Origin of the sequence: Thermococcus sp. (assembly GCF_015523185.1) — an archaeon.
Taxonomy (GTDB): Archaea; Methanobacteriota_B; Thermococci; order Thermococcales; family Thermococcaceae; genus Thermococcus.
Genome location: NZ_WAKV01000030.1, coordinates 13129 through 31537, shown reverse-complemented (window position 1 = coordinate 31537; position 18409 = coordinate 13129). Strand labels below are relative to the sequence as shown.

General features: G+C 45.7%; 19 protein-coding genes. 13 read left to right on the top strand and 6 right to left on the bottom strand.

The genetic code is table 11. The features are described 5' to 3' along the window. The first annotated feature begins 26 nt into the window (after nt 1-26). A complete protein-coding gene (gene mfnA, locus F7B33_RS03690; protein WP_297066182.1) occupies nt 27-1178 on the top strand; it encodes a tyrosine decarboxylase MfnA in 1152 nt (383 codons plus the stop codon). Here the strand turns inward: mfnA and F7B33_RS03685 are convergent. After that, nucleotides 1168-2028, bottom strand: coding sequence for a cation diffusion facilitator family transporter (locus F7B33_RS03685; protein WP_297073157.1), 861 nt, complete (start codon nt 2026-2028; stop codon nt 1168-1170). The genes mfnA and F7B33_RS03685 overlap by 11 nt on opposite strands. Before the next feature lie 339 nt (nt 2029-2367). On the opposite strand from F7B33_RS03685, the gene F7B33_RS03680 reads away from it, so the two are divergent. From F7B33_RS03680 to F7B33_RS03625, 12 genes are all read left to right on the top strand, one after another. Then, nucleotides 2368-2589: a CopG family transcriptional regulator gene (locus F7B33_RS03680; RefSeq protein WP_297066196.1), complete on the top strand. Its 222-nt coding sequence runs from the start codon at nt 2368-2370 to the stop codon at nt 2587-2589. A gap of 35 nt (nt 2590-2624) precedes the next feature. Then, nucleotides 2625-3764, top strand: coding sequence for a sulfate adenylyltransferase (gene sat, locus F7B33_RS03675; protein WP_297066185.1), 1140 nt, complete (start codon nt 2625-2627; stop codon nt 3762-3764). A 30-nt stretch (nt 3765-3794) separates the two neighbouring features. Next, nucleotides 3795-4733, top strand: a complete 939-nt coding sequence (locus F7B33_RS03670) for a DHH family phosphoesterase (RefSeq protein ID WP_297066186.1) — start codon at nt 3795-3797, stop codon at nt 4731-4733. A gap of 1 nt (nt 4734) precedes the next feature. Then, nucleotides 4735-6165, top strand: coding sequence for an alkaline phosphatase family protein (locus tag F7B33_RS03665; protein ID WP_297073155.1), 1431 nt, complete (start codon nt 4735-4737; stop codon nt 6163-6165). Between the two features lie 48 nt (nt 6166-6213). Next, nucleotides 6214-6747: an adenylyl-sulfate kinase gene (gene cysC, locus F7B33_RS03660; protein WP_297066191.1), complete on the top strand. Its 534-nt coding sequence runs from the start codon at nt 6214-6216 to the stop codon at nt 6745-6747. A 9-nt stretch (nt 6748-6756) separates the two neighbouring features. Beyond that, complete coding sequence (locus F7B33_RS03655) at nt 6757-7497, top strand: sulfite exporter TauE/SafE family protein (protein ID WP_297073153.1); 741 nt, start codon at nt 6757-6759, stop codon at nt 7495-7497. A gap of 10 nt (nt 7498-7507) precedes the next feature. Beyond that, nucleotides 7508-9037, top strand: a complete 1530-nt coding sequence (locus F7B33_RS03650; protein WP_297073151.1) for a flippase — start codon at nt 7508-7510, stop codon at nt 9035-9037. 90 nt (nt 9038-9127) lie between these two features. After that, entirely contained in the window at nt 9128-10186 is a 1059-nt protein-coding gene (locus F7B33_RS03645) for a glucose-1-phosphate thymidylyltransferase (RefSeq protein WP_297073149.1), read from the top strand. Between the two features lie 9 nt (nt 10187-10195). Continuing rightward, nucleotides 10196-11197, top strand: coding sequence for a dTDP-glucose 4,6-dehydratase (gene rfbB, locus F7B33_RS03640; protein WP_297073148.1), 1002 nt, complete (start codon nt 10196-10198; stop codon nt 11195-11197). Nucleotides 11198-11199: 2 nt separating this feature from the next. Further along, entirely contained in the window at nt 11200-11757 is a 558-nt protein-coding gene (gene rfbC, locus F7B33_RS03635) for a dTDP-4-dehydrorhamnose 3,5-epimerase (protein ID WP_366927516.1), read from the top strand. Nucleotides 11758-11766: 9 nt separating this feature from the next. Then, complete coding sequence (rfbD, locus tag F7B33_RS03630) at nt 11767-12657, top strand: dTDP-4-dehydrorhamnose reductase (protein ID WP_297073146.1); 891 nt, start codon at nt 11767-11769, stop codon at nt 12655-12657. Between the two features lie 34 nt (nt 12658-12691). Continuing rightward, nucleotides 12692-13963 (top strand): sulfatase, encoded by a 1272-nt coding sequence (locus F7B33_RS03625; protein WP_297073144.1) that lies wholly within the window; start codon nt 12692-12694, stop codon nt 13961-13963. Here the strand turns inward: F7B33_RS03625 and F7B33_RS03620 are convergent. The 5 genes from F7B33_RS03620 to F7B33_RS03600 are packed head-to-tail and all read right to left on the bottom strand — an operon-like array spanning nt 13960 to nt 18404. After that, on the bottom strand, nt 13960-15312 hold the full coding sequence (locus F7B33_RS03620; protein ID WP_297073176.1) for a sulfatase-like hydrolase/transferase: 1353 nt from the start codon (nt 15310-15312) through the stop codon (nt 13960-13962). The genes F7B33_RS03625 and F7B33_RS03620 overlap by 4 nt on opposite strands. Continuing rightward, the gene (locus tag F7B33_RS03615) at nt 15296-16210 is read right to left on the bottom strand and encodes a glycosyltransferase family A protein (protein ID WP_297073142.1); all 915 of its coding nucleotides are present in this window, start codon (nt 16208-16210) and stop codon (nt 15296-15298) included. The genes F7B33_RS03620 and F7B33_RS03615 overlap by 17 nt, the downstream gene beginning before the upstream one ends. After that, complete coding sequence (locus tag F7B33_RS03610) at nt 16200-17300, bottom strand: DegT/DnrJ/EryC1/StrS aminotransferase family protein (protein ID WP_297073140.1); 1101 nt, start codon at nt 17298-17300, stop codon at nt 16200-16202. The genes F7B33_RS03615 and F7B33_RS03610 overlap by 11 nt, the downstream gene beginning before the upstream one ends. After that, on the bottom strand, nt 17297-17956 hold the full coding sequence (locus F7B33_RS03605) for an acyltransferase (protein ID WP_297073138.1): 660 nt from the start codon (nt 17954-17956) through the stop codon (nt 17297-17299). The genes F7B33_RS03610 and F7B33_RS03605 overlap by 4 nt, the downstream gene beginning before the upstream one ends. After that, nucleotides 17913-18404, bottom strand: coding sequence for an FdtA/QdtA family cupin domain-containing protein (locus tag F7B33_RS03600; RefSeq protein ID WP_297073136.1), 492 nt, complete (start codon nt 18402-18404; stop codon nt 17913-17915). The genes F7B33_RS03605 and F7B33_RS03600 overlap by 44 nt, the downstream gene beginning before the upstream one ends. Between the last annotated feature and the right edge of the window lie 5 nt (nt 18405-18409).

Genomic DNA, 18409 nt, shown 5'->3' with positions numbered 1-18409 from the left:
GAACCCAACGCCCCCCAGGTGAGAGCATGTTCCCGGAGAAAGGCGCGGACGAGGAGGCGGTTCTTGAGGAGCTAAGGCGGAAAACTAGGGAGGATTTAACGTTTGATTCTGGCAAAATCCTGGGTTCAATGTGTACGTATCCTCACCCCTTCGCCGTTAAAATCATAACCGAGTTCATAGACAGAAACCTCGGCGACCCGGGTTTGCACACCGGAAGCAGAAAAGTCGAGGAAGAGGCCATTGACATGCTAGCTAACCTTCTCGGCCTGGAGAAGGGCCATGGCCACATAGTCTCCGGCGGAACGGAGGCGAACATTCTAGCTGTGAGGGCCTTTCGAAATCTGAGCGATGCCGAAAAGCCGGAACTTATCCTGCCAAAGAGCGCGCACTTCTCGTTTATCAAAGCCGGCGAGATGCTCGGCGTTAAGCTCATCTGGGCCGAGCTGAATAAAGATTACACGGTCAACGTAAAGGACGTTGAAAACAAAATCACCGACAACACAATTGGAATAGTCGGCATAGCGGGAACAACCGGTTTGGGCGTCGTTGACGACATCCCTGCCCTGAGCGATTTAGCTTTGGACTACGGCCTTCCCTTACATGTGGATGCCGCCTTCGGTGGTTTTGTGATTCCCTTCGCAAAGGCCCTCGGCTACGAGATTCCGGACTTTGATTTCAGGCTCAAGGGGGTAAAGAGCATAACCATAGACCCCCATAAGATGGGCATGGTGCCTATTCCAGCCGGGGGAATAATCTTCCGCGAGAGGAGATACGTAGACGCGATAAGCGTTCTAGCCCCTTATCTCGCCGGGGGCAAGATATGGCAGGCGACCATAACTGGAACAAGGCCCGGGGCGAACGCCTTAGCGGTGTGGGCCATGATTAAGCACCTCGGCTTTAAAGGATACAAGGAAATCGTAAGGGAGGCGATGGAGCTGAGCCGGTGGTTCGCAGGGGAGCTCAAGAAGATGCCCGGCGTTAGGCTAATCCGGGAGCCGGTTTTAAACATCGTCTCATTCTCAACGGAGAACCTTGAAGCCGTTGAGAAAGAGCTTAAAAGGAAGGGCTGGGGCATAAGCGCCCATCGCGGTTACATCAGAATAGTCATCATGCCCCACGTGAAGAGGGAGCATCTGGAGGAGTTTCTGGAAGATTTAAAGGAGATCCTCACTTTGTAACTCCCCTTATATCCACGTGCACGAAGACCCTGTCAACCTCAGGGATTTCCTCTATTCTCTTCTTCACTTCCTCGCTTACGTCGTGGGCCTCCTTAAGGGAGAGTGTCGAGGGAACCTCAACGTGAAGCTCGACGTGGAGTTTGTTTCCGACGTAGTGGGCCCTCAGGTCGTGGATTCCAAGGACGTTTGGAACGCTGAGGGCACGCTTCTTAATCTCCTCACAGAGTTCAAAGGGTGGTGCTCTCCCGGTGAGGTAGCCGACGTTCTCAAGTATGATTTCAAAGGAGACCTTGACGAGGAATACCGCCACGACTAACCCGGCAAGGGCGTCGCCCCTCGAGAACCCAAACTTCTGAAGGCCGAGGCCAATAAGAACAGCGACGCTACTCAGAACGTCGCTCCTGTGGTGGTAGGCATCTGCAATAAGAATCTGGCTGTTGAGCTTTCTGCCAACGTAAACGGAGTAACGGAACATTGCCTCTTTGGCCACTATCGAGAGAACCGTTACCCCGAGCATTATTCCGTTTACCTCTATGCTTTCGCCGTGGAGAAGTCTCATCAGAGAGTCCCTTCCAATCTCATAAGCAACTACCAGAAGGGCTTCACCTATCAGGAAAGCCACGAGGGGCTCAAATCGGGAGTGCCCGAAGGGGTGGTCCCGGTCTGGAGGTTTTGATGCAATCTTTATACCAAAGTACCCGGCAACGCTCGTTATTACGTCGCTGAGCGAGTGAACTCCGTCTGAGATGAGGGCTATGCTTGAGTAAAGGAGGCCGACCACAAGCTTTATGACCGCGAGGAAAACGTTGCCGATTATGCTGACCCAAATCGGCTTGTAGATTTCCTCCATGTTACCACCTTTTTGTGCATATGCACAAAACATTTAAACTTTTCTAATTTTCCTTTACACCCTGAAGGTTATTAGGTTTTCGAATTCAATTAGACCAATTTAAAAGGAGAACGGTCAGTCCGTCACTCCCTCGTCACAGCTCGGACAAGGCTGAACTCATCATCCCTGAAAAAGTTGAAAGGGAAACTTAAAAGGGTTGCTCAGCGATCACCTTTCCTTCCTCACCACTCGGTTCGCCCATCACTCATCATCGCGCTGTATAAGTTCAGGCCAGAACTTAAAAAGGTTTCAAGGGAAAGCATAACTCTTTAAAAATTGACACATGTATTGGTAACGGTGATGTCAATGGAAGAGTTCGTCGAAGTTAAGATACCCAAGAGCCTCTACGACAGGATAAAAGAACGCGTTGAAGAGGCTGGTTTTGACAGTGTTGACGAGTACGTCACCTACGTCCTTAGAGAAGTCTTGGCGAGCCTCGAGGAGGAAGAGGAAGAGGTCTTCAGCGAGGAGGAGGAAGAGAAGGTCAAGGAGAGGCTTCGTGCCCTCGGCTACCTTGACTGATTCCTATTCTTTTTAACTCAAACTGAGGTGGTAGAATGGTTTCAAAACCCCATGGTGGAAAGCTTGTGAGGAGAATAGTTGCCGAGAGAACCCGCGAGAGGATTTTAAACGAGCAGAACGAGTATCCCAGAGTTGAGATTGAGCACGGTAGGGCCATAGACCTTGAGAACATAGCCCACGGTGTTTACTCTCCCCTCAAGGGCTTCCTGACAAGCGACGACTTCCAGAGCGTTCTAGATGATATGCGCCTGAGCAACGACCTGCCCTGGACGATTCCGATAGTTCTGGACGTGAAGAAACCGAACTTCGAGGAGGGCGACGCGATACTACTCTACCACAAGGATATCCCCATAGCGAGGATGCACGTTGAGGAGATTTACAAATACGACAAGAGGGAGTTTGCAGTTAAGGTCTTCAAGACAGATGATATAAAGCACCCGGGCGTTGCCAGGGTAATGGAGATGGGGGATTATCTTGTCGGCGGTGAGATTGAGCTCCTTAACGAGGTTCCGAACCCCTTCGCCAAGTACACGCTCAGACCCGTGGAGACTAGGGTTCTCTTCAAGGAGCTCGGCTGGAAGACTATAGTGGCCTTCCAGACGAGGAACGTTCCGCACCTCGGCCACGAGTACGTCCAAAAAGCGGCCTTGACATTCGTTGACGGGCTCTTTGTAAACCCCGTCCTCGGCAGAAAGAAGAAGGGCGACTACAAGGATGAAGTCATAATAAAGGCCTACGAAGCTTTGTTCAAGCACTACTATCCAAAGGACAGCGCGACACTTGCGACGGTTCGCTACGAGATGCGTTACGCCGGACCCAGAGAGGCAATCCACCATGCGATAATGAGGAAGAACATGGGTGCAACTCACTTCATAGTGGGAAGAGACCATGCCGGCGTTGGCGACTACTACGGTCCCTACGAAGCATGGGATATGTTCGACAACTTCCCAGACCTTGGCATAACCCCAATGTTCATCAGGGAGGCCTTCTACTGCAAGAAGTGTGGTGGAATGGTTAACGCAAAGATATGCCCCCACAGTGAGGAGTTCCACGTCCACATAAGCGGAACCAAGCTCAGGAAGATGATAATGGCTGGCGAGCAACCTCCAGGGTATATGATGAGGCCTGAAGTTTATGAGGTCGTTAGGAGCTTCGAGAATCCGTTCGTTGAGTAACTTTCTATATATTTTTGCGGGGTGAGTTAGGTGAACCTAATCATTCACCACTGGGACACCGATGGAATAACCTCAACGGCCCTTCTCATTAAGGCCCTCAAACTGGAGGAGTTCACTAACCTAACCGCACCAATAGGTGAGTTCAGGTTCGATGAGAGAATCTGGGAGGCCATAGGCAGGGCCGAAAAGCTCTACGTCCTCGATTTCAACGTTCCCGGGGAAGTTAAGAATGTGAAAATCCCCACGCTCTTCATCGACCACCATAATCAGGGGAGAATCAAGAACCCCCTAGTAAAACAGATAAACCCCTCTCTTGAAGGAAACTACTATCCCTCGTGCTCCCTCGTCGTTTCGGAGCTTTTCGAGTTATTCAACGCGTGGACAGCCCTTGGAGTTGTGGGAGATATAGGGAAGAGAGCCTTTGGGTTAAATACAGTCAGGGAACTTCTCAAAAGGGAAGGCCTGTCCGAGGAAGAGGCCCTGAGGGTGGTAGAGCTCATCGACTCCAACTACATAACAATGGACAGGAGAGCCGTGGAGGAAGCCGTTGGGGTCCTCCTTGAAAACAACGTCAGGGACCTCCTTGAGTATGAACCATGGGTTAAAAAAGTCGAGGCGATAAGAAAAGCCGTTGACGATGCAATGTCCAGGGTAGAGGAAAGAAAAGGCTTTGTCCTCGTCAGGTTTGAAAGTCCCTTCAACATTATCTCCAAAGTCGCGAGAAAGCTCGTGTGGGAGAAGGGATATCAGGGAGCAATCGTAATAAACGGGGACTTCCACGGGAAGGCACAGCTCTACTTCAGGGTCTCGCCCGAAATTGCAGGGAGAATCGACATGGCCAGTATAATAAAGGAAGTTAAACAACTTGGCACCAACGCTGGAGGAAAGAGAGAGGTTCTCGGTTGCATCTGCGAGAAAGAAAAAGTTGAAATGGTCTTGGATGCAATAGAAAAGCGTCTGAGGTGGTAAGATGTTTGAGGAGAAGGTTAGGGAAGGTATGGCCGAGACAAAGAGGCTCTTCGTCATAGGCCTCGATTCAGCTCCGCCGGAGTTGCTCTTCGGGAAGTTTTACGATGATTTACCGAACCTCAGAAAGCTCATCGAGCGCTCGATTCATGGGCCTATGAAAACAGGGATCCCGGCCATAACGATTCCAATGTGGATGGTGATGGTGACAGGAAAGACTCCGGGTGAACTAGGACTCTACGGCTTCCGACACAGAAGGGGTTATAGCTACACCGAGTACTGGATTGCCCACAGTAAGAAGGTGAAGGAACCAACCCTCTGGGATTATCTTGGCGAAAAAGGAAGGAAATCTATAATAGTCGGCGTCCCACCAACCTATCCACCGAAGCCAATTAAAGGCCATCTCGTCAGCTGTTTTATAACCCCCGATGCTAGCGTGGACTACACCTATCCGAAGGAGCTCAAGGGTGAGATTGAACGTCTAGTCGGCGAGTACATCTTCGACGTCCCCTTCAGAAAGGAGGCCAAAGACGAAGTCAAGGAAGGCCTCTGGGAGATGACGGAGAAGAGGTTTGAGGTCATCAGATACTTACTTCAGGAGAAGGAGTGGGACTACTTCCACTTTGTCGAGATTGGCCTCGACAGGGTTCACCACGCCTTCTGGCGCTACTTCGACCCGAACCACCACCTCTATCCTGGAAAAGGGAACAAATACGAGACCGTTATTCCAGACTACTGGAAGCTTCTGGACAGGGAAATCGGAAAGACACTGAAGTTGATAGACCTCGACGAAACCGCTGTTATGATAGTCTCAGACCACGGAATAAAGGCCATGCACGGAAACTTCGCCGTCAACCAGTGGCTTGCCGAGGAGGGTCTCCTGAAGGTAAAGAACCCGGAGGTTCTCCACGACGGGAAGATTAAACGCTTCGAGCAGATAAAGGTGGACTGGAAGGAAACGACGGCGTGGGGATGGGGCGGCTACTACTCCAGAGTTTTCCTCAACGTAAAGGGCAGGGAGCTCTTCGGAAAGGTTCCGAAGAGCAAATTCGATGAGGTAAGGGACGAGGTTGCTGAGCTTATACGCTCAATTAGGGGGCCAAACGGCGAGAAGTGGGACAACAGAGTTTACTATCCAGAGGATATCTATCCTGTCACCAGGGGTAGCAAGCCTGACATAATGGTCTACTTCGACAACCTGAACTGGCGTGCCGCTGGAACCGTCGGCTGGGAGAGCAACTATCTCCCGGAGAACGATACCGGTCCAGATGATGCCAACCACTCAGAGGTTGGCGTATTCTCGCTCTACCTGCCCGGATTAGATGAGAAGAAGCAGACACAGCTCACAATCTACGATGTTGCACCAACAGTACTTAACCTCTTTGGCCTGAGGGAGGAGGCGGAGAGGCTGAGGGGACAAAGCATCCTCCCGTGAGTCCCTTAATTTTTTAAGTCCTTAATGGGCTTAATACTGGGGATAAAAATGAAGAACCTTGAGAGAGGCTTCACGATATGGCTTACAGGCCCAAGCGGTGCAGGAAAGACAACTCTAGCGGTGAAACTCGCAAAAAGATTAAAGGAGATGGGCTACCGCGTTGAAATACTCGATGGCGACACAATCAGGAAGACACTCTACCCGAACCTTGGGTTCTCCAGAGAGGCCAGAGAGTTGCACAACCGAGTTGTCATCCACATGGCAAAGTTACTCAGCAGGAACGGGGTTATAGCGATAGTCTCGTTAATCTCACCCTACAAAGCCGTCCGCGAGTACGCGAGGAAGGAGATAGGGAATTTCATCGAAGTCTACGTTTACGCCCCCCTGGAGGTCAGAATCCAGCGCGACCCCAAGGGACTCTACGCAAAGGCCATCAAGGGTGAAATTAGAGGTCTAACAGGTTATGACGGGGTTTATGAGGAGCCTGAGAACCCGGAGGTAAAGGTGGACAGCTCAAAGATGACACCAGAGGAGGAGGTAGATGCAGTAATAGAGAAGGTCAGGGAGCTCGGTTACCTGTGAGGTGGTTTAGTGATAACGTTCATCGTTCTGGGTTTCATCGTTGGGTTCCTCATAGGTCTCACCGGCGTGGGCGGGGGTTCGCTGATGACGCCCACCCTCATTTTTCTTGGCGTCCAGCCCTTAACGGCCGTTGGAACCGATTTGCTCTACGCTACCGTCACAAGGGTCTTTGGAGTTTTCTTCCACGGGAAGAGGGGGCACGTGAGGAAGGACATAGCCTTCCGGCTCCTTGCAGGAAGCGTTCCGGCGGTTCTCATAGGGAGCTACGCCGTGAGACACATTCCAACGGAAATCCTCAACCATTACCTAACGCTCGTTCTCGGGTCGATTCTAATAATAACTGCAACGCTGGGAATCCTGAAAGGAGAAATAAAGGTTCCTGTAAAGCCGAGGTGGGCCTACGTTTATCTTCTCGGCTTCATCGTTGGTTTAACGGTTCAGTTCACCTCCGTTGGGGCTGGGGTAATAGTCAGCTTCACCCTTATGAACATCGCACGTATTAACCCCAAGGAAGTCGTCGGGACGACGATTCTCTATGGGCTGGTGTTGTCGGCAATGAGTTTCCTGAGCTACGCGAGTATGGGGAGTGTTGATTACTTCCTAGCCGGAGCACTTATCATTGGAACCATCCCAGGAGTCTACCTCGGAACGCACGTCAATGCCTGGGTTGATAAGGAAAAACTGAAAAAGGCCATTAATCTGATAATACTCCTCATTGGGCTGGCAATAGTAATCAAAAGGCTCACGTGACGGTGAGAACATGAGCGACGAGGTTGTAACCGAGCTTGGAAGGGCCGCGAGAGGCGGGGCAATAGCATTGGTTGGAATGGTTGTCTCGGCGGTGTTAGGATTTCTAGTGAGGGCCGTGATAGGCCGATATTTCGGTCCCAAGGAGTATGGAACCTACAACTTGGCGATGACCGTTTTCACGATAACCCTCGTTGTTGTCATGCTGGGCTTTCCCATGGGAATCCAGAGGCAGGTCTCCTATTTTCTCAACACCAGAAGGGAAAAAACGCCAGAGCTCATATCCACGGGGCTGATTCTGATAACCCTGACTTCCACCGGAGGCCTGCTGGTTCTTGAGGTTATAAAGGGTATTTTACCGGCGTACATCGGGGGAGGGGAGCTCTTCACAGAAATGCTGGGAGTTCTGGCCCTTGCACTTCCCCTGAACGCTGTTTTTAATATAATGATAGCCACAACACAAGGGTTTGGTAGGGTCAGGGAATTTCTGTTCTACGGAAAGATAGGCATGCCGCTGACGTACTTTCTCCTGACTGTTATCGTAATCCTCGTGGCAGGAAAAATAACCTACGTTCCAATCGCATTCCTAACGACGTATCTCATTCTTCTCACAGTTCTCACGGAGGACCTTCTCAGAAAAAACATCCTGCCGGGAGGGTTAATGTTCTCAAAAGAACTCGCCAAGCTCCTGGTTCTCTTTTCAATACCCCTCATGGCCTCCAATCTGGTTGCATTCATAATGACATGGACCGACACTTTAATGCTCGGGCACTTCTTGGGGGATAAAATAGTCGGAATTTACAACGCCGCGGGCCCAATAACGAGGTTCATACCAGTGTTTCTAGCCTCTTTTACAGTCATATACACCGCACTTACAACGGGTTTTTACTCAAGGGGTGAAATCGAAAAAATCAGAAAGTTCTACGTTTCAATAACAAAATGGGTGGTTCTTCTAACGTTCCCGTTGTTTATACTCATAGTTGCCTACCCAATACCTGTTCTGAGGACGTTCTTCGGGGAACAGTACGTATCTGCCTGGAAACCTATGATAATCCTGGCTGTTGGCTTCATGTTCCACTCGATAGTTGGTCCCAACGGGTTAACCCTAATCACGATGGGGAAACCTAGTGAGGATATGAAGGGAAACCTCATAGGGGCAACGCTTAACATAGTTCTGAACTACATCTTGATACCGCTCTATGGAATGGTAGGTGCCTCAATAGCCACGGCAGTTTCATATGTTGTCGCCAATATATATAAAAGCATAGTGCTTGCCAATCGAGGGATACACCCCTTTGAGAAGAATTACGTAAAAATTCTCATAACGGGAATCGCCATGACAGGGGTTGCACTTTTCCTTAAAGCGGAGAGCATATTCTCCGCAGTTATGTACACGTTTTTGGTGTCCCTTACATTCTATGCAGTTATTCTCGTTAGTGGAGCCTTCGACAAAGTTGACGTTGATATAATAAAACTTGCTGAAAAAAAGTTTGGCGTAAGGGCAGGTCTCATAGCAAGACTCATTAAAAGGTTTAGCAGTTGATTAAGAAGGATAAGTTTTTAGTAGAAACCACATCACATAAACAAGGAATCTCCAAAATAACCCAATGATAAATAACTCGGGGGGAAAGTCATGAAAGCTCTTATCCTTTCAGGTGGTTACGGCACTCGGTTAAGACCCCTAACTTATTCCCAACAGAAGCAACTGATTCCCGTCGCCAACAAGCCAGTCCTGTTCTACGCTATCGAGGACGTTATAGAAGCGGGAATAGATGAAATTGGAATCATCGTCGGACCCAACGCAGAGCAGGTTAAAAAAACAGTCTTAAGCAGAAAATGGGACGCCAAAATAGAATTCATTTACCAAGGCGAACCCAAAGGCCTGGCACATGCAATTCTGGTCGCCAAGGATTTCCTTGGAGATGAAGACTTCGTCATGTACCTCGGAGACAACATCCTCAAGGAGGGCATAGTCAAACACAAAGAACACTTTGAGAAAGGAAACTACGACGCGAGCATACTCCTTACAGAGGTTCCGAATCCCCAGCAGTTCGGTGTTGCAGAGCTGAGTGAAGATGGAAAAACAATAAAGAGACTCGTTGAAAAACCCAAGGTTCCTCCTAGTAACCTTGCGCTGGTTGGTATATACTTCTTCAAGCCCATTATTCACAAGGCCGTTAGAAGCATAAAACCCTCATGGAGAAACGAGCTTGAAATAACCGACGCAATCCAATGGCTCATAGACCACGGCTACAAGGTGGGCTGGACAAAAGTCACTGGCTGGTGGAAGGACACAGGAAAACCAGAGGATTTACTTGAGGCAAACAGGCTCATACTGGATGACATAAAAACTAACATCGAAGTTGAAACTAAAGCCAGAATCCATGGAAGGGTTGTCATTGGCAAGGGCACCATAATAGACGAGAACACGGTGATAAAGGGTCCTGTTGTTATTGGAATGAACGTCAGGATAAAGAACTCCTACATAGGACCCTACACGAGCATTGGTGACAACGTTGTTATTGAGAACACCGAGATAGAAGATTCCATCGTGCTTCAAGATACTGAAATACGAAACGCAGGTAGAATCGTCGAGAGCCTTATCGGGAGAAGGGTTAAGATCCTAAAGAGTGAAACCCACCCACTTGGAAAGAAGCTCGTCGTAGGCGATAACTCGCGCATAATCCTGTGAGGTGGAAGAATGAAACTCCTAGTAACAGGAGGAATGGGCTTCATAGGGAGTAACTTTATCCACTACATACTTGAGAAACACGATGACTGGGAAGTAATAAACCTTGACAAGCTCGGCTATGGCTCAAATCCGGCGAACCTGAAGGATATAGAGAACGACCCAAGGTACACCTTTGTTAAGGGGGATATAACGGACTTTGAGCTGATGAGGGAACTCGTGAAGAAGGTTGACGCTATCGTGAACTTCGCCGCCGAAAGCCACGTGGACAGGAGCATTTCAAGTCCCAAGCACTTCCTGAGGAGCAATGTAATCGGCACTTATACGATTCTCGAAGCAATACGAAAGGAGAATCCAGAAGTTAGATTTGTCCACATCAGCACTGATGAGGTTTATGGGGACATTGTGAAGGGTTCATTCACCGAAAAGGACGCGTTGATGCCCTCTTCACCCTACTCCGCAACCAAAGCCGCAAGCGATGTTCTTGTTCTCGGCTGGACGAGAACCTACAACTTGAACGCATCTATAACACGCTGTACAAACAACTACGGCCCCTACCAGTTCCCGGAAAAGCTCATCCCCAAGACAATTATACGGGCCAGCATGGGGCTGAAAGTCCCAATTTATGGCACCGGGGAGAACGTGAGGGACTGGCTCTACGTCGAAGACCACGTGAGGGCAATCGAGGCCGTTCTGCTCAGGGGCGAGTCAAGGGAAATTTACAACATCTCTGCAGGAGATGAAAAGACAAACATTGAAGTCGTTAAAACAATTCTCAAACTCCTCGGAAAGGATGAGTCGCTAATAGAGTTTGTTGAAGACAGGCCCGGACACGATTTAAGGTACTCGCTCGATTCGTGGAAGATAACGAGGGATTTGAAGTGGAGGCCAAGGTATAGCTTCGAGGAAGGCATAGAGAAGACGGTCAGGTGGTATCTTGAAAACGAATGGTGGTGGAGGCCACTGGTAAACGAGAAGATTCTCCACCCAACACCATGGAAAATAGGGTGGTGAAAGTGTCATTCAAGTTCAGACATCTTGAAATTCCAGATGTTATCCTAATCAAACCCCGTGTTTTTGAAGATGACCGGGGCTTTTTTATGGAAACTTACAAAAAACCTGATTTTGAGAAAGCTGGAATAAAAGGAGAATTCATTCAAGACAATCACTCTCGCTCGAAATACGGTGTTTTAAGAGGTCTCCACTTCCAGCGCGAGCCCTACGCTCAGGCCAAAATTGTTAGAGTCATACGAGGGGTTATCTACGATGTCGCCGTGGATTTAAGAAGGGACTCGCCAACATTTGGCAAATATATAGAGGTCATACTCTCCGAGCACAACAAGTGGCAGCTCTACATTCCAAGGGGCTTCGCTCATGGTTTCGTTGTGCTGAGTGACGTTGCTGAAGTAGTCTACAAGGTGGACAACGTCTATGCACCAGATTATGAAGGCGGAATAATCTGGAACGACCCAGAGTTAGGCATAAACTGGCCCGTTGATAATCCAATAGTCTCGGAAAAAGACAAGAAATGGCCAACACTAAAGGAGGCAATTAAGCGAGGATGGGTCTTTTGAGGTGATTAGATGAGGGTTGCGATAATCGGCGCCAGCGGTCAGCTTGGGACAGATCTAGTGGAAGTCTTCGGAGAAGACCCGTCTTTTGATGTTATCCCACTGACTCATAAAGACTTAGACGTTACTGTTCCCGAGACCATGAAGGTGCTGAAAGAGCTGAAGCCTGACATTATCATCAACACAGCCGCATATGTGAGGGTTGATGACGCCGAACTTTATCCGGAGAAGGCCTTTGCCGTCAACGCCATCGGTGCGCTGAACGTTGCCAAGATTTCCCGTGATATTGATGCCATCAACGTCTACATCAGCACAGACTACGTCTTTGACGGCAAGAAAAGAAAACCTTATACTGAGGAAGACGCCCCAAATCCAATAAACATCTATGGAACCAGCAAGTATGCCGGAGAGATTTTTACGAGGAATTATTCCGAAAAGTACTATATTATCAGGGTTGCAAGCCTGTACGGGAAGGCTGGAGCCAGGGGAAAGGGTGGCAACTTTGTAAATTGGGTTATTGAAAGAGCAAAGCTGGGAGATGAGCTGAAAATTGTGAACGACCAGTTCATGAGCCCAACATATACTATGGACGTTGCAAAGACTCTGAAGGAGTTTCTGAAAATCTCGCCTGAGTGGGGAATCTATCACATGGTCAACGAAGGCTACTGCTCATGGTACGAGTTCGCTAAAACGATATTTGAAATCTTAGGATGGGACGTTAAGATAAAACCCATAAAGTCAAGTGAGCTCAACAGGCCAGCTAGGAGGCCAAAATTTTCGGCACTTGAAAACATGGAACTCCACAGGCTCAATCTCAAGATGCCCTCATGGAAAGATGGTCTAAAAAGATACCTCAAGGAGGATATATTCAATGTCAGTGAAAAATCTTGCCTTACGTGCTAAACCAATAAAGAGAGTCTTACATCTTGGATATAAAATGAAAAAGGAGAGAGAATACAACAATGCATTTAGAAACAGGATAAAAAATATTAAAGATATAAATGTAAAGATAAGAAATAAATTCAACGTTATTATAGTCGTCGCGGACTGCATGAGATTTAAAAACACTAGCCTCAACAACTATGAACGAGATACAACTCCCTTTTTGAATTCTCTTTCGATAAAAGGAAAAGCAGTATCCGCGGCACCTTGGACCCACCCCTCTGTTGCATCAATTATGACCGGAATGTATCCCCATAATCATGGTGCCTACATCCACTCTAAGCTTAGAAACTTTGATAATCCAAGGAACATTAAAGGGATAAGACGGAAGTATTTAACAATACCAGAGATTAGTGCCTTAAATAGTTATGATGTATATTTTGCGACTTCCATAGACGTTGCGTCCTTCCCTATGAGGGGAAGGAGTCCTGTAAAAATTTATCCAGGAGAAACAAGGGGAATTACGTTGGTAAATGACTTTTTAAGATGGGCCAAAAAAGAAAAAAACAAAAACTTTTTTGCATATATCCATCTCGGAGATACTCACGAACCTCTCAATCCCCCAAAGGAGTTCAGGAACTATTTTGGGGAAGTTGAGAACATACCAAACATTGAGAGATGGGCATTTCAGCGCATAGAAGAACAAAAAGGTGAGGAATTTGAAAGGTTTAAGGAGAATAAAATTCTCCTATATGATAATACTATCAGATACGTAGACTGGCTGTTTGAAGAACTATATAATGGCCTTGAAAAGGCAGGATTGCTAAAGGATACTCTCATTATTTTTACGGCCGATCATGGGGAAGAGTTCTGGGAACATTCGAAACTTGAAGCCAAATACTTCTATGACCCTAGAGGAATTTATGGCGTAGGACATGGTCATAATGTCTTCAGGGAGATTATAGAAGTTCCCCTTGCAATTGAAGGGCCAATAGAAAATGTTAAAATTAAAAGACGTTCCCTTGTTGATGTATTTTCCACAATCATGGATTTATGGGAAGTCGAGCTCCCATACAAAACAGACGGGCGGTCTCTTCTTAAACGACCAAAAAAGTTCCTTCTTAGCGAGGCTACTGGTTATGGCTATGAAAAGAAGGCATTTATTGTAAAGGATTGGAAATTACTCCATGCCCCCGATGACAAAGTTGAATGGTTATTCTCTCTTGATAGGGATAAAAATGAACTCAATCCTATAAAGGATGAGGATGCTATAAAACCCTTCAAAGGGAGACTACTTTCCATACTCGCAAGGGACGAGATATCCTAGCGTATGGAGGATATCTTGGTGGATGTAACCACTCGCAAAAATTTTGTAATTTCTCTTTTCATGTGTCTCAGAATGATATCATCAATCTCTGTTGTCGGGTCATACGGCTTAATGTATTCAAACTTCCAATCATTAACGTTAAAGATTGCCTTGAATGCTCTATGATACACTGCAATACGATACTTTTCGAGTTTTTTGACAAATAGTTTTTCTCGTTTTGAATTAATAGAGACCCTCCCTGCAATCCCATAGGACTCCGCAAAAACAGTATCAGAGAACAGCACCTTTTTTGAAGGTATTTTACCAAGAGCAACGTGTGTAATAAGGGATTTCAGTGACGTTAAACTAATCCAAGAGCCCTGAACCACTGTTTTATCCAAGTTAGGGGACATCCATTGGGGATATTTTATAAAGAGAGGAACCATTAATAGCTCATCATATAAAAAATTCCCATGACCAATTCTACCGTGCTCTCCAAGCAACTGACCATGATCACTCGTTACAACAACAAGAGAGTTATCTAGGACATTGTGCTTTTTTAAAACAGAAAGCAACTCAAATAGTTTTTTCCCAAGATACTCAGATTCCGTTACATACCTTTGTCTCCATGCAGTCACTAGACCCATGTCCAAAGAATTCGTCTTTAGGTTATCAGATAGGATTTTTAAATTGTCGTTGACGAGATAGGGTTCATGCATTTCGATTGAATTTATAAAGATGAACATATTCTCGGACTTATTTTTGGAAAGATACCTGTTTAAGTAAGATATAATTTGTGATATTCCTTTTTCAGTTGGCCAATGCTTAAACAGTGCAAAAAAATGTTTATAAAATATCTGCATTAAGTATTGAGCACCGCCCTTTAAGAGTAATCCGTAGTGGTTCTTTCGCACTAGCTCTAAAAATATATTCCGGAAGTTGCTCTGATTCGGAACAATTTTTCGAAGTATTTCCCTATCTGAATCCGACAAAAACTTTATCTCAGGTATTGGTGGGACATAATAGACATTATCAAATCCAACAAAGCCAAAATGAGGATGAACGAAAAAGTTAGACGTCAATAGAGCGGTATTATATCCAAATTCCTTTAATTTAAACGTTAGTAGATTGTCCTTTTTATCGAGTTTAACACTCGGTATCTTTCTATTTTTTGTTTCATGAGCCCCATGAAAAGCGGGGTACAGTCCTGTGAGCATTGAAGCATGACTTGGAATAGTCCAAGGGGCGGGAGCTATTGCCCGCTCATAGGAAACAAATCCGAACTTTTCCAACACATTTCTAACAGGAATGTCGTAGTCTTTCCTGAGGGTATCTAATATGATAACTATTAAGTTAGGTAGCTCCCCCATCCTCACTACCCTCGCTTGATATTAGTTCAAATCTGACACGATATTTCCACTCTCCCCAGAGAGGCTTTATAAGGGCTGGCAACTCACCAGTGTACTTTGTAACCTTTCTAGGGCCGTACCACTCCCATGTCTTTTCAACAAGTTCCTTTGCTATAATTCTCCAGAAAGTATCCCAATCTCTAATTCCTTTTATTCTTTTTAATATCTCATCATAGTATGCCCAATTGTGTTTGTTGTAAAACTTTTTGTGTTCCTCTATTCTTCTAATGTAATTCCCTGGGAAAATTGCGTAGTAATGATGCACAGGTTTAGGCACATACGCGTAATGAATTGACTTTAAAACATTCAAGGGATGTCGTATGTTTTTTATTATACTCTCCAAAATCCCTAAGGGGGTAAAAAACACACTGCCACTATCCCCAAGTAGTCTAATATGGTCATCTTTTTTGAAAAAAGTAGGAGCCCATAGTTCAGGCTTAATAACCCAATTCCCAACAAAATAGAGGTAGGGAACATAGAAAATCTTGATATTACGGTACATACTTGCTAGGAACAATAAATACTCTATTGTATCCCTCTCAAAAAAATGGTCAGGATCAAGTTTTAAAATGTAGTCACCAGAACTTTCTTCTATAATCTTATTTAAGAGATCCGAAAAAACATGAGATTTTACTCTTTTATTTGACACCCACTTCTTCCGAACTATAAAAACTTTATCCTCATGCATCTCTTGAAGTTTTTTCAAGATTGTATAAGTTTCATCATCGCTATAACCCTCACATATCATCAGCTCATCACAATAAGGAAGCACAGACAGAATTACTTCTAAAAATGGATATCCCTGAGAAACTAAATTTCTTGCAAGCATTATGCAAGTGACTTTGAGTTTACTTGGCAACAAGACACCCCCTAATAGCCTCCGCGACGTATTTTACTTCCTCCTCACTAAGCCAAGGACTCATTGGGATTGATAGTATTCTTTGGGACACACGTTCTGTAATGGGTAGCTCAACATTGAAACCAAGCTTAGTGTACGCAGGTTGAAGATGAACTGGAACAGGGTAATGTATCTGAACGTGTATACCTTTACTAAGGAGACACTTCTCAAGTTCATCCCGTTTGTCATGTTGAACAACATATAGATGGTAAACATGTTTAGCCCATTCTTTTTCAATAGGCGTGATTATATCTGTATCTATTAAGAGCTCTTTATATACCCGAGCGATTTTCCTTCTTCTTTGGTTCCATTTATCCAGATACTTCAGCTTCACTCTCAAAACAGCCGCTTGAATCTCATCGAGTCTACTATTAACACCCACAAACTCGTGATAATACTTCCGAGGCGACCCATAGTTTCTCATCATTCTCAATTTATCAGCAAGTTCGTCATCATTTGTAGCTATCGCACCGGCATCACCATATGCCCCAAGGTTTTTGGTTGGATAGAAACTAAAACAAGACACATGCCCAATACTACCAACTTTTTTTCCTTTATACTCCGCTCCATGAGCCTGGCTTGCATCTTCTATCACATACAGTCCATAATCATTTGCTATTTCCATTATAGGAGCCATGTCAGCAGGATGACCGTAAATATGCACCGGGATGATGGCCTTTGTTCTTTCGGTAATTGCATTCTCAAGTTGGGATACGTCCATCGTATATGTCTCAGGATCTATATCAACAAATACCGGTCTAGCACCATTCCTCGTAATAGCGTCAACAGTTGAGATAAAAGTATGAGAAACCGTTATAACTTCATCTTCCTTTCCGATGCCTAGGGCTTTTACAGCAAGATATAATGCATCTGAACCAGAATTCACACCAATCACATGCTTTGTTCCAATGTATTGGCCAAACTCCCTTTCAAAAGCTACAAGCTCTTCCCCTAAAATAAACCATCCTCTCTCAAGAACCCTGCCTATTGCAAGGTCTATTTCCTCCTTAATCTCCCGGTATTCCCGTTTTAGGTCTACCAGCGGTATCATAACATTCTCACCACTTTTTCGTTACCAGTTTCATCTATGATTTTTTTATATTCTTTTCCACAGACACATTTTGCGTATCCTTTTTCATTAAACTCTAAATCTCTCCCGCACTCGCAAACCCAACCCCGTAACCTTGCAGGAACACCATAAACCAATGCATAGTCCGGCACATCCTTAGTAACAACAGAGCCAGCACCTATCATTGCCCACCGTCCAATTGTCACACCACATATTATGGTAGCATTTGCTCCAATGCTTGCCCCCTCCTTTATGTATGTTTTGATGAATTTAGGAGGATACACTTTACTCCGAGGCCGTAAATCGTTTGTGAAGGTTACATTTGGTCCAATGAATACATTATCTTCTATTCTTACCCCATCCCATAGTTGAACGCCATTTTTTATTGTAACATTGTCACCCACAATAACATCGTTTTCCACAAATACATGGTCACAGATATTGCAATTTCTACCAATTTTTGCACCCGGAAGAACATGAGCAAATGCCCAGATTCTTGTTCCTTCTCCAACGTGTTCACTCTCAACGAGAGCATTAGGATGAATAAAAACTCCCTTTTGCTCAAGTTTTTTTCTTATTCTTACCAAGCGCTCGTTATAGTCTTGATATTTTTTTTGCAACTCTCCTATCAGACTCATCCCAAACCCCCTCCCTGACCATGCGCTTGAATGTGTCGTAATCCCGGATGTAATCGTCCTCATCATAAATTTCAGAAGCCAACACTAAAGCAACGGAATTAGATGAAAAGTTTACTAATTCTCTCCACATTCCCGGAGGGATATAAAGCCCATAATGAGGCCTGTTCAAGAAGAAACTCTTTTTCCGGTATCCATCATCAATCACGACTTCAAAACTGCCACTTACTGCAATTATTACTTGCTCTAATGAAATATGGGCATGACCTCCCCTTACGGCGCCCGTAGGGACATCGTAAAGATAGTATATCCGTTTCAGCTCAAATGGGATGTGCTTATATTGTTCTATGAAGGTCAGATTTCCCCGATAATCATGAACAACAGGAAATGAAATGATTTTGCACAAATTTATTCTTCCTGACTTTACAGCATTGTCCATTAAATCCGCCACCAACA